The sequence below is a fragment of the Phaeobacter sp. HS011 genome (genome assembly GCF_018101215.1).
GTDB lineage: Bacteria > Pseudomonadota > Alphaproteobacteria > Rhodobacterales > Rhodobacteraceae > Phaeobacter > Phaeobacter inhibens.
In genome coordinates this window covers 138,513-150,038 of sequence record NZ_JAGEUF010000009.1, presented here as the reverse complement: position 1 = coordinate 150,038, position 11,526 = coordinate 138,513, and the positions used below count along the sequence as shown (strand labels likewise).

At 60.6% G+C, this 11,526-nt stretch carries 11 protein-coding genes; 5 read left to right on the top strand and 6 right to left on the bottom strand.

Annotated elements, in window-relative coordinates:
- Positions 1–14: 14 nt before the first annotated feature.
- On the bottom strand, positions 15–899 hold the full coding sequence (locus J4721_RS16885) for a LysR family transcriptional regulator (protein WP_211003191.1): 885 nt from the start codon (positions 897–899) through the stop codon (positions 15–17).
- A 105-nt stretch (positions 900–1,004) separates the two neighbouring features.
- Between J4721_RS16885 and gstA the strand changes: the two genes are divergently transcribed.
- Genes gstA through J4721_RS16870 form a run of 3 tightly spaced genes read left to right on the top strand, consistent with a single transcriptional unit; the run spans position 1,005 to position 2,218 of the window.
- On the top strand, positions 1,005–1,616 hold the full coding sequence (gstA, locus tag J4721_RS16880) for a glutathione transferase GstA (RefSeq protein ID WP_102870443.1): 612 nt from the start codon (positions 1,005–1,007) through the stop codon (positions 1,614–1,616).
- The gene (locus J4721_RS16875) at positions 1,613–1,993 is read left to right on the top strand and encodes a nuclear transport factor 2 family protein (RefSeq protein ID WP_211003192.1); all 381 of its coding nucleotides are present in this window, start codon (positions 1,613–1,615) and stop codon (positions 1,991–1,993) included. Before gstA ends, J4721_RS16875 begins: the two co-directional genes overlap by 4 nt.
- 3 nt (positions 1,994–1,996) lie before the next feature.
- Positions 1,997–2,218: a 4-oxalocrotonate tautomerase family protein gene (locus J4721_RS16870; protein ID WP_044040980.1), complete on the top strand. Its 222-nt coding sequence runs from the start codon at positions 1,997–1,999 to the stop codon at positions 2,216–2,218.
- Between the two features lie 120 nt (positions 2,219–2,338).
- Here the strand turns inward: J4721_RS16870 and J4721_RS16865 are convergent, their stop codons facing one another.
- On the bottom strand, positions 2,339–3,205 hold the full coding sequence (locus tag J4721_RS16865) for an NADP-dependent oxidoreductase (RefSeq protein WP_211003193.1): 867 nt from the start codon (positions 3,203–3,205) through the stop codon (positions 2,339–2,341).
- An 84-nt stretch (positions 3,206–3,289) separates the two neighbouring features.
- Between J4721_RS16865 and J4721_RS16860 the strand changes: the two genes are divergently transcribed.
- On the top strand, positions 3,290–3,892 hold the full coding sequence (locus J4721_RS16860) for a TetR/AcrR family transcriptional regulator (protein WP_027246260.1): 603 nt from the start codon (positions 3,290–3,292) through the stop codon (positions 3,890–3,892).
- Between the two features lie 107 nt (positions 3,893–3,999).
- On the opposite strand, the gene J4721_RS16855 is transcribed toward J4721_RS16860, so the two are convergent.
- The gene (locus J4721_RS16855; RefSeq protein WP_211003194.1) at positions 4,000–7,134 is read right to left on the bottom strand and encodes a transporter substrate-binding domain-containing protein; all 3,135 of its coding nucleotides are present in this window, start codon (positions 7,132–7,134) and stop codon (positions 4,000–4,002) included.
- 234 nt (positions 7,135–7,368) lie between these two features.
- Here J4721_RS16855 and J4721_RS16850 point away from each other — a divergent pair, with 234 nt between their 5' ends.
- A complete protein-coding gene (locus J4721_RS16850; RefSeq protein WP_014875743.1) occupies positions 7,369–7,776 on the top strand; it encodes a response regulator transcription factor in 408 nt (135 codons plus the stop codon).
- A gap of 105 nt (positions 7,777–7,881) precedes the next feature.
- Here J4721_RS16850 and J4721_RS16845 read toward each other — a convergent pair whose 3' ends face one another.
- The 3 genes from J4721_RS16845 to J4721_RS16835 all read right to left on the bottom strand — a co-directional run bounded on the left by J4721_RS16845 (position 7,882) and on the right by J4721_RS16835 (position 11,415).
- A complete protein-coding gene (locus J4721_RS16845; protein WP_211003195.1) occupies positions 7,882–8,982 on the bottom strand; it encodes a Xaa-Pro peptidase family protein in 1,101 nt (366 codons plus the stop codon).
- A gap of 150 nt (positions 8,983–9,132) precedes the next feature.
- The gene (locus tag J4721_RS16840; protein ID WP_211003196.1) at positions 9,133–10,719 is read right to left on the bottom strand and encodes an ABC transporter substrate-binding protein; all 1,587 of its coding nucleotides are present in this window, start codon (positions 10,717–10,719) and stop codon (positions 9,133–9,135) included.
- Positions 10,720–10,797: 78 nt separating this feature from the next.
- Positions 10,798–11,415, bottom strand: coding sequence for a helix-turn-helix domain-containing protein (locus J4721_RS16835; protein ID WP_102896346.1), 618 nt, complete (start codon positions 11,413–11,415; stop codon positions 10,798–10,800).
- Positions 11,416–11,526 lie beyond the last annotated feature (111 nt).

The following is an 11,526-nucleotide window of genomic DNA, read 5'->3' as shown; positions in this document are numbered from 1 at the left end:
AAGAATAAGGCGCGTTAGGTCGGGGTAAGGCTCCCGATCCTATTCCAAAGCTCATCAGCAACAACACCGATCGCCTGGTCTCTGCGCCTCATTTTGAAGAGTGTGGTCCGGCGCAGCGGGAAGCCCTCTAGGTTCAGGGAGAGCAAGTCCCCGGATCGCCGTTCCTCAACCGTCATGTGGTCGGGCAAGCCGCCCCAGCCAAAGCCTGCGAGGATCACTTTTTTCTTCGCGGCAAGATCGGATACGGTCCATTTCAGCCCGCCTGCCAACAGGTCGCGGCTTTGCTCATGGACCGCTGTGCCGGAGTCCGCGGCGACCACTTGCACATGACCCTGTATTTCGTTGGCTGCCAAGGCGCGGGAGGTGGCGGGCAGGCCCAGATTTGGGCTGGCGACCGGTCGGATCGTGACCTCTCCGACTGGTTCCGCCTCCACAGTATCGAGCGGCACCCCGGCCAGCGAGGCAAGCGCGATATCGGCCGTGCCCTCCAGCAGGCGGGCAATCGGACCACCCATCATTTCCATCCGCAGCCGCAGGTGGGTCGCCGGGTGGCGTTGCCCGGTGTCTGCAAGGGGCGGCAAAAGAAGGTCCAGATCCATTGTGGCGCTGACGGCGATGGTCAACTCCGGCTCTTCACGAGCGCGCAGCCGGGCCGCAGTGGTGCGCAGCCCTTGCATCTGGCGTAGCACTCTGGACGCTTCGCGGTAGAAAATTTCCCCTGCCGGGGTGAGGACCGGGCGGTAGGCCTCGCGGTTGAACAGCTCCAGCTCCAGTTGTTCTTCTAACTGGCGGATTGTGTGGCTGATGGCAGATTGTGATTTGTGCAGACGCTCAGCGGCGCCGCGGAAGGTGCCGGTTGAAACAATTGCGTCGAGAGCGATGAGCTGGTCGTGTTTCATGGAATTGCGTTATGATCTATTTTTCTAATCGTTATTATGAGAACACAATATTATCAATGGATCATGTGAGACGGTAACCAGTGGGCATCACCATAGGAGATCGTCATGAAACTCTACTACAAACCCGGAGCCTGCCCACTGGCCAGCCATATTGCCCTGCAGGAGACCGGCCGCCCCTTTGAAATCGAGGCTGTCGATACTGCCGCAGGCCGGACCGAAGGTGGTGCGGATTACCTCGCAATTAATCCAAAAGGTTACGTTCCGGCGTTGCGTCTGGAGGACGGCAGCATTCTCACCGAAGGGCCGGCCATTTTGCAGTATATCGCCGACAGCCACCCGGAGGCTGGTCTGGTGCCAGCAGCGGGGACCTTTGCGCGCGCCCGGATGCAGGAACAGCTGAACTGGATCGGGACCGAACTGCACAAAGCGTTCGGCCCGCTGTTTCGCGAAGGCACCAGTGAGGCTGGTCAGGACGAAGCGCGCGTTGCTGTTGCGGGCAAATTCGATCTGATCGAGACGCAACTGGAAGATGGCCGCGAATGGTTGGTTGCGGATCAGTTCTCTGTTGCGGATGCCTATTTGTTCGTAGTCTCGAACTGGGCCAATTTCACCGGTATCGACTTGGCGCGTTGGCCCTACCTCGCGGCCTTTGTGAGCCGCACAGCCGCCCGCCCATCTGCTCAGGCGGCGATGCGTGCAGAGGGGCTGATCCAATGACGTCTGTTGATCACAAAGAGGTCGGTGAGTTGATGGAAACCTATTTCGAGGGCCTCCATCAAGCCGATAGCGCCATCCTGCGCGACGTCTTTCACCCGCAGCTGGCATATGTCTGCGCTACCGAAGGAGATGAGCTGTACCTTGATCTTGAGACCTACATGGCCCGCGTGGATGGAAGAGAGCCGCCGGCCAGGCACGGTGAGCAGCGCGAGGAGGAGGTTCTGGAGGTGGCCTTTGCCAGCGATCGGCTGGCCTGCGTGAGCGCCCGGATGACCATGATGGGACGTGATTTCCATGACCTTCTTACTCTTGTTCGTCACGGTTCCGAATGGCGTATCGTTGCGAAAGTGTTCTCCTATGTACCCCGAAAGGACTGAACGATGCCTTATGTGAATATCCAGGTGACCCGCGAGGGTGGTCCCGATGGCACTGGTCCCAGCGCTGAGCAGAAAGCACAGCTGATCAGCGGCGTCACCGATCTATTACAGGACGTTCTGGGCAAGTCCCCGGCGACCACATTTGTGGTGATCAGTGAGGTGCCGCTGGAGGATTGGGGCATTGGCGGCCTGCCGGTGCAGGAGTACCGGAGGCAGGTGCAATGAAGAAAGGACTGAAAGAGGCGTTGGAGATCCGCTGGTAATCCGGGCGATGTGCCGCTTTCCTCGGGCAGAATAATGACGGGCACAGGCGGAGAACTCCGCCTGTGCCTGTCGCCGTTGGTATCAGAAAATGGCATGATCCAAGACGAGTTTGCCGGTAAGTCCAGGGGTTTCCAGCCTGCGGTGTGCCTCTGATATCTGATCAAGCGGCAGTATCTCTTCGACCTCGGGGATCAGGTCGCCTTGTGCCAGCCAGTCGGCCAAGGGCGCCAGAAGGTCTTGATTGGCCGGGTTCTGAACTGTCACAGGCGTGATGCCGCGCGCGGGGGTGAAGACCCCTCCCGGCTTCCACCATTCTGGAACGATGGTCACATAGGCACCGCCATCCTTGACGGCCGCAAACGCCTTTTGCGCGTGCTGGCAACCGCGTACATCAATGGCCCCATCGACACCGAGCGCATCCGGGGGCGCCAGTTCGAACCCCAGCAAGGGTGCAATTTTCGCAGCTATTGCGCCGACCGCCCCCTTGGGATTGTTGATCAGGATACGGGCACCCGGTGCCAGATCCAGCGTCTGAAGCGCCGCCAAGGCGGTGCTGCCGATCAGCGGTACCGCTGCGGCAGTTGTGATGGGGACCGCATCCGCGATTTTTACAACCTGGCTGGCTGGCAGCGCGGCAAATTGCGCATGGGTGCCGACCAATGAACCCGGCTGAGGCGAAATGGCCATCACCCGATCGCCGGGCGCGAAGCCATCAGTTTCTGACCCAAGCGCCTCGACCGTACCAGCGGCATCCCAGCCCAGGACCATCGGAAAATGGGCCGTGTCATCAGGCAGGATCTGCCCTGAGCGGACACCGACATCCACTGGGTTCACACTGGATGCGTGGATCCTGATCAGCAGCTCCCCGGACTTGGGATCCGGGCGCGGCAGTTCCGTCATTCGAAAGACGTTAACATCGCCAAAGGTCTCGATAATTGCAGCCTTCATTTGTGCCTCCTTTATTTGTAGTGATCGTTAAATAATGAGCCGCTTGTCCGGTCAAGTATTTTTGTGTAGTGATCGATAAATTAAATGGAGGTGACCTTGGGACGGCAGCGGAGTTTTGATACCGAACACGCGATTGAGCAGGCGATGCTGCTGTTCTGGGAGCGGGGATATGAGGCGGCATCCATGGCCGACCTCAGCGCCGTCATGGGGGTGAACCCTCCCAGCATCTACGCGGCCTTCGGCAACAAACAGGCGTTGTTTGAACAGTGCGCTGCCCACTACGCGCAAAGCATTGCAGCCTACGCCCCGCGTGCCCTTGACGAGGAAACAACCACCGCCAAGGCATTGCGCCGCTACGTGGCAGAGGCCATTGAGGCATTCTGCGCCGAAGAAAGACCCAGAGGCTGTCTGCTCGTCAGTGCTGCAACCAATTGCGGAAAAGGCAGCGCAGGCGCTCAGGAGCTGTTGACAGGATACAGGCAAGCCAGCGAGACGATGATCGCAGATCGCATCCGACGAGGTATCACAGAGGGGGACATGCCTGCTTGCACCGAGCCCGATCTACTGGCGAAATACGTCGCGGTTCTGATCCAGGGGCTTGCAGCGCAGGCGCGCGACGGGGCTACAGCGCCTGATTTGGGAAAAGTGGCAGAGCTGGCACTCAACCAGCTTCCTGTGTCATCATAACACTCTGGCCGTCGCTGCCATGCGGGACAACCCATCGGCCTGCTCAGAATTAACGCACCGATGTCTTTTGGATGGCTGCGTCTCGCGTCATTGATCTAAGCGGGCAATCAGTCCCGCAATACCGCAGCAAGTGCCGCAGCCAGATCTCTCGGGTGGACGGGTTTTTGCAGCAGCGGGGCCGTGACCGGGCCCATCTCATCCGGCGTGTATCCGGTGAAGCCGGAGGTGTAGATCACGGGCATTCCCGGATGGACCTGGCGGATACGGCTGGCCAGTTCAAAGCCGCCGATGGAGCCTGGCATCACCACGTCGGTCAGCAGCAGATCGAACGGGTTGCTGTCCTGTAACAGCTCCAGCGCCTGTTGTGCTGAGCCGACCGGCAGCACCTGGTAGCCGAGCGTCACGAGCATGTCGCGGGTCATCTGGCGAAGATCCGGTTCATCCTCCGCCAGAAGAATGGTCTCACCGGCGCCTTTCTGAAGGGGGGTGTCAGGGGCGGCAGCTTTGGGCAGGCTCAGATCGGAGCCGCGCGGCAGGGTCAATTGCACAGTGGTGCCGCCGCCCGGTTGGGAGTAGACCCGCAGATCGCCGTTTGAGTGGCGGGCAAAGCCATACACCATTGACAGCCCCAGCCCGGTGCCCGAATTGGCGTCTTTGGTGGTAAAGAACGGGTCGGTACAGCGGATCAGCGTGGCGTTGTTCATGCCCGGACCATCATCCGTGACAGAGAGTTCAACATAGCGGTGGTTTGCATTGGCAGCAGACGTGCCCAGACCTTCGTCGTCATTTCTGCTTTTGGCCCCCGGGCGGTCTTGCGGGGCAGCTACTGGCCGGGCCTTAAGAATGATGCGGGTGCCGTGACCGCTGCTCATGATGGCATCGCGGCTGTTGAGAACCAGATTCATCAGCGCGGTTTCCAGCTGTGCAGGATCGCAATAGACCAGCAAGTCGGGATCGGCCTCCTGCACCTGTATCTCAATCCGCGTCTCGAGCATCGGGCGGATCAGGTCGTGAAACCCTGTCAGAGTTTCCTGAACCGGTTTGGCCATGGCAAAACCGGGCTGACGTTTGGCAAAGGCCAGCAGCCGCGTTGTCAGCTGACGGCCCCGGTTGATGGTGGTTGTTGCAATGCCAAGGAACCGCGCCCGGTGCTCGGAGGTGGTTGCGGTTCCTGCGAGATCCACCGCATAGAGCAGCGAGGCCAGCAGATTGTTGATGTCATGGGCAATACCACCCGTCAGCTCACCCAGCGCATCCAGCCGGTTCCTGCGGTCGTTGACCTGCCGGTTTAGTTCCTCGTTGGTGACATCGTCCAGCACCAACACCAAGGCCACACCTTGGTGTTCGTTTTTCGGAACTGCGCTTCGGACCCGGACATATCGATGGTCATCGCTGTTGGCGCTGCGCCGCAGCAGATGGGTTTCTCCTGACAGGACATGGCCCGAACGGGCGCGTTGCAGCGGATCGGCGCTGGCAATCAACGGGGTGAGGGTGTCCTTATCGAGAAAGCGGATCGCCTCGGGCCAGACAAACGGGGTCTCGGCGGATATGTCCCCCAGCATATGGCGGGCGGGGTGGTTGATCCGGATGATCTGCCCCGCACGATCAAAGGCGACAATTCCGCTGGTGGCTGCGTTCAGCACCACTTCCAGTTCATCCCGGATCTCCGCAATCTCTGCGGCGCGTCTGGCTTTGTCTGCGGCGATGCGGCGGCGCGTGCGCAGTTTGCTCAGACCGAGCACACCCAACAGCGTCAGCAACCCGCCACCGATGGCATAGCCGAGCAGGCGCAGCCGCGCTGCATTCCAGAATACGGGGGGCTCGAAATACTTGCGGCGCAGCTCGGCATATTCGGCGGAGACCAGATATTGCGGCAGAGCGAGATCCAGCTTGTCGCGAACGTCACCCAGGCCAAAACGCAATGCCGGTGCGCGTTCATAACTCAGCAGTGCAGGCAGCACCTCAGTCAGAGCGTCCCGCATCCGGAGGTTTTCGGCGGCCACCAGAAGCTTGTCCGGGTGATCGACCACGGCATCGACCTGTCCCGTTTGCAGCGCGGTCAGCAGGGCTGGCACAGAGCTCATCGGGACGACCTGCCAGTCTAGTGCAGCCCCCATCGCCTGCGCAGTGGCATTGTCAGCACGCACGCCGACCCGGCGCGCGCTAAGGTCCTCCGGTTGCGCGATGCGATCGGCCAACTCCACCTGGGTAAAGAGGGATTGCTCCGCCGCCAAAATCGGATGCGCGAAATCCATCTGTGCCTGTCGGCTGCCGGTGATCTGGGCTGCGGGGAGGATGTCGTAGGTGTCCGATTGTGGCCCGCGCAGCCAGGCCTCTTCGCTGATGGTCTGAAACTCCAGCTGCAACCCGGTGCGCCGGGCGAGGCCGCGCAGCACGTCAACCGCGAAGCCGGAAACCTGTCCATCGGCATTGATCACCTGATAGGGAGGAGAAGGGTAGACACCCACCCGTAGCACATCCGGAGCAGGCAGGGGGATATCCAGAAAATACTTCAGCAGCAGCGCGTCAAGGCGCCGGTCCTGCTTCATCCGGTCAAGCGCGGCTTCGATGTCTGGCATCAGATCAGCACGGCTTTCATGGAGGGCGACGAACCGGTCAAATTGGCGCAAGGGCGGGTTGAGAAAGCTGACCCGCCCATCGACGGAGGCCAGCTTCGCGATATTGAATGCGACAGGTTCCGGGATTAGCACGGCGTCAACCCGGTGGGATAGCAGCGCCATGACGGCGGCTTCGGGTGTCGTGAAATTCACCGTGGTATTGCGGGCAAGAAACGCCTCCTGTTCAGAGCCGACCGCCGGTGGCACGATCCCCACGCGTACGCCGCTCAGCGTTGCGGTGGAGTGGCCCTGCACCGTGTCCGTCCGCATCATGGGGCGGAGGGTTTCGCTGGAAATCGGTATTGAGAACAGATTGCTGTTCCGCAGTGCAGGCAGTTGGGCGATACCGGCAATCAAATCGGTGCGCCCTTCGGCCTGCGCCTGTACGAAATCACGGCTCGAAGTCACTGGCACCAGTGTGATGCTGGTTCCCAACTCGGTTGCGAGGTCCTGCGCTAACTCCACCAGAAATCCGGTTTCCTGGCCCTGGCTGTCGCGCTGCGCAAAGGGAGGAACCGACAGGAAGCCGATGCGCAACGGGTTCGGGCCGTCCTGCGACCAGCCGGGCAAGGCCATAGTCACCAGCACAAGAAAGGAAAACAGGAACCGGATTGGTCTCGCCATGTAGAAGGCTCCGTAACGCGCTGGCTCAGATTAGGATCGCGGATTGCCGCCATGTTATAGGTGACCAGCCGGGAATGTCAGGCAAAACCGACCTCAGCTTCGGTTCTGTAACCGTTATGGCAGCTCGGCAATTGATCAAGCCCCGGACGCCGGGTAAAAGGTTTGCGGGAAAAAAGGCAGTGCATCGATGTCTCGTTCGGGGCAGTATCGCCAAGCCGCGGAGGAGCGACGGATATGGCCAACATACTGGTTCTGGAAGATGATGAGATCTTTGCCAGCCTGTTGCAGGTCTCCTTGGAACAGGCCGGTCACTTTCCCATCATCTGCGAGGACGCGACCGAGACGATTGCCCAGTACAAGGAATATGATTTTGATCTGGTCATCACCGATCTGATCGTGAAGAAAAACAACCGCGCCATACCGGATGGGGGCGTGATGGTTATTTCCTTCCTGCAAGGGCTTGCCCGCGACGGGTACGAAATCCCGCCGATTATTGCGATGTCCGGGGCCACGCAGCGTCCGGGGCTAGAGCAGTTACTGGTCACATCCAAGGATCTTGGCGCAACGGCGACATTGACGAAGCCGTTTGAGCCAGCAGAGCTGCTGATCCTTATCAATCAGCTGCTGGAGCGCCCGACCTGATCAATGCCTAGCGGCCGCTTTAGGGGGCAATCTGGATGCCGGGGGATAGAAAAGGCGCAGCCCGAATGCGGGATGCGCCTGATTTTTTCGGTAGATGATCTGGTATCAGCGCCGCTGCATGGTGCGGGGCATCTCTGACAGGATCTCGGCGCCGTCTTCGCGCAGGATCACGATCTCTTCCAGACGCACGCCAAACCGGTCCTTGAGGTAAATCCCCGGTTCGATCGAGAACACATTGCCTGCGCGCAGCTCAACATCAGAGGTGGCGGTAATATAAGGCGGTTCATGTACGTCGATGCCCAGCCCATGGCCGGTGCGGTGCAGGAACTGCGGACCATATCCGGCGGCGGCAATCGTCTCGCGGGCGGCACGGTCGACCTCGCTGGCGCGCACGCCGGGTTTGGCGGCCTGAACTGCGGCTTGAACTGCGGCCTCGACCACTCCGAACACCTGCTCATACTCCGCTTCCGGTGTGCCGAAAAAGCCGCAGCGGGTCATGTCAGAGGGGTAGCCATTCAGACGGCATCCCGTGTCGATCAACACCGCCATATCGCGGCTCAGCCGCGTGTCACCGGTGTGGTGATGCGGGAAGGCACCATTGGCGCCAAAGCCGACGATAGTGAATTCCGCGCTGGCACCATGGGCCTTGTAATATTCATGCAGGATCGCCTGCACATCCAGCTCACTCATGCCTTCTTCCAGACGGGAAAACGCCTCGGTCACAGCGGCATCATTCAACAGATGCGCAGCCTTCAGCGCGTCATATTCCGCGTCGTCCTTCGTCGCACGCAATAGGCCAACGGTATCATCGGTGAAACGCCGTTTGGGCGCGTCCATCGCATCCAAAACCCGCAGGGCAAAATCCGCACGCATGGTCTCATCCAGCACCACCGACAGGCCGCCAGCGGTGGCATCGCAGTCGCTCAGCAGTGCGGTAAGCGCGGCATCCGGCCCATCATCATCTGACCAGCAGCGGAACGGTAGATCGGTGGATTTGCGCGCGGCATCGGCGTTTAGTCCCGGCATCAGAAAGCCCGCGTGGCTCTGGCTGACCATCAGCAGCACGGGCCGTTCGTCGCCATGGGGGTTCACACCCGACAGCCACATCATATGGCTGGAAGGGCCAAGCACCACCAGATCGGTGGCGGTCTCTGTCATGCGGTGGCGCAGCCGGGTCAGCCGGTCTGCATAGGGGGGCGTGGTCATGGTCATATGTCCTGTAGCGCGGGCGGCCCCATCAGCGGCGGGAGATCGGGCCCGAAGATGAAAAAAGGGGCCGGCTTATGTCAGCACCGGCCCGAGCAGCCTGCCCCCGTCAGATAGGGGGCAGGCCAAGGCGCCAAGCGGCGCCGGGGATTAGTTCTTTTCCACCAGACGGTAGAAGACAAAATCAGAGGTCGCGCCGTTCACATAGCCCGAGACATCCGGATCCATCGCCACCTGATAGGCGGCCTGAAACATGATCACGATGGGGGAGCTTTGCTGCACCTCGGCCTGCAATTCACGATACATCTCCAGCCGTTTCTCCGGGTCCGCCTCGGTGAGGGCAGCCTTGGTCTTGGCGTTCATCTCCTCCGGCACGGCCCAGGCGTTGCGCCAGGTGGTGGTGGCCGCATAATTGTCGTCCGAGTTGTCGGAATTATAGGCAAAGGCCTTGGCGTTGGAATGCGGGTCCATGAAATCCGGACCCCAGTAGAGCAGCATCGCCTCATGGCTGCGTTCACGGTATTTGGTGATCACCTGGCTGCCGGTGCCAGGCAGGATTTCAAAGTTGATCCCCGCGTCAGCAAAACTGGCCTGCAAGGACTGCGCCATATCGGTAAAGGGGGCCGCATTGATCACATCCAGCGAGACGGTGATCGGGGTCTCAATCCCGGCGTCGCTGAGGATGGATTTGGCCCGCTCCGGGTCATAGCCGAACGGGGTCTCATCGTAGGAACCGGGAAAGCCCTTTGGCCAGAACGCCTGATGAATCTCCATCTGCCCGTTGATGATGGTGTCGGTCATCCCCTTGTAGTTCACCAGATACCGCGCGGCCTCCCAGACGGCAGGGTCGGTCAGACTGTCGGTTTTCTGGTTGAAGGACAGGAAATGCACCGCCGCCTGCGGGTAGGTCTCCACCTTGATGGCGTCGCTGTCAAAGCCGCGGATCTGGTCCGGGGTCAGGTTGCGGGCCATGTCGATATCGCCGGATTCGAGCAGCAGCTCCTGCGTGGCGGCTTCGGCCACGTGGCGGATGATGACGCTTTCCATCTTGGGTGCGCCCTTGAAATAATCCGCATTGGCGGCCAACCGGACCATCTGCGCCGGACGATAGCCCTGCAGCTTGAACGGGCCGGAGCCGGCGGCGTTTTCATTCAGCCAGCCATTGCCCATGTCGCCGTCCACGGCATTGGCCATCACCACCTCTTTGTCCACCACCGAGGCGGGGCGGGCCGCCAGCACGTTCATCACAAAGGCGGGGGAAAACTCCCCTTCGTATTTGATAGTGACGTTGTTGCCGTCGGTGGTGATCATCTGATCGACATTCTCGGCGGTCCAGCCCAGTTGCGCCAGGATGAAGGCCGGGGTCAGGTTCAGCTTGATCACCCGCGCCAGTGAGAACACCACATCCTCACCGCGCACCGGGTTGCCGGAGTGGAACACCGCATCGTCGCGCAGGGTGAAGCGGATGGTCTTGGCCTCCGCGTCGACGTCCCAGGCGCTGGCAAGGCCCGGCGCCAGAACGGTGGGATCCTCGGCGTCATATTGCACCAGGCGATCATAAAGGTTGGTGACCAGTTCACCGGAGGTGAATTCATAGGCCTGAGCGGGGTCAATGGCGACGATATCGTCGATATTCTGCGCCACGATCAGCGCATTGGCGGGCGTGTCAGCGATAGCGCCACTCGCCAGAGGCAGCGCCATCACGCTGGCCAGCAAGGCGGATTTCACGAGGTTCATGTCAGTCTCCCTGTTTGGTTCATTGGTATCCATCGGCCACGACCGCCCCCGCAGGACCGGCCTGCCGCAGCTGCCCGGTCAGGGCAGGTTGGGGGTGTTGGTGCTGTGCAAAACGCTGAGTGTGCCGGTCCACAACAGCCGCGCCGGCTGGTCGGTGGGATTGCTCCAGGAATGGGAGGTCAGGCCGCTGTAGTGCAGGCTGTCCCCAACCCGCAGACGGAACACCTGCCCATCCAGTGATTGATCAATCTCCCCCTCCAGCACATAGAGCATCTCTTCGCCCTCGTGGCTGACCTCCTCAGAGACATATCCGGGCGGCACATGCAGGATATAACTGGACAGCTCCGCGCCCGGAAACTGTGCGCCAAGCGCCTCGTAGGTAATGGAGGAGCCCGCCAGCGAGAATTTTGTCCGCGTCATCGCCCGTGTCACCGCGTCCGAGGGTTTCGGCGTGGCGATGAAATACTCCAGCCCCACCTCCAGCGCTGACGCGATCTGTGCCAGCGTGCCCAGCGTTGGGGTGGCATTGTCGCGCTCCACCTGGCTCAGATAGCCCACTGAGACGCCGGACACATCACAAAGCGCCTGAAGCGTCAGCCCCATCTGCTTGCGCCGCTTGCGGATCAACGCGCCCAGCATCGGGCCTGCGCTGCTGCGGGTCTTCGCCGTTTTCTGGGGGGCGGTGGTCTGGGGCATCGGCGGCTCTTATTCTGGATGGCTTTCAATCAGCTTAGGAAAAAAATTATTGTGAAGCAAAAAATTTTTGCTTTTGCAGAAAAAAATATTTATGCCCATAGGCAAGGTGCC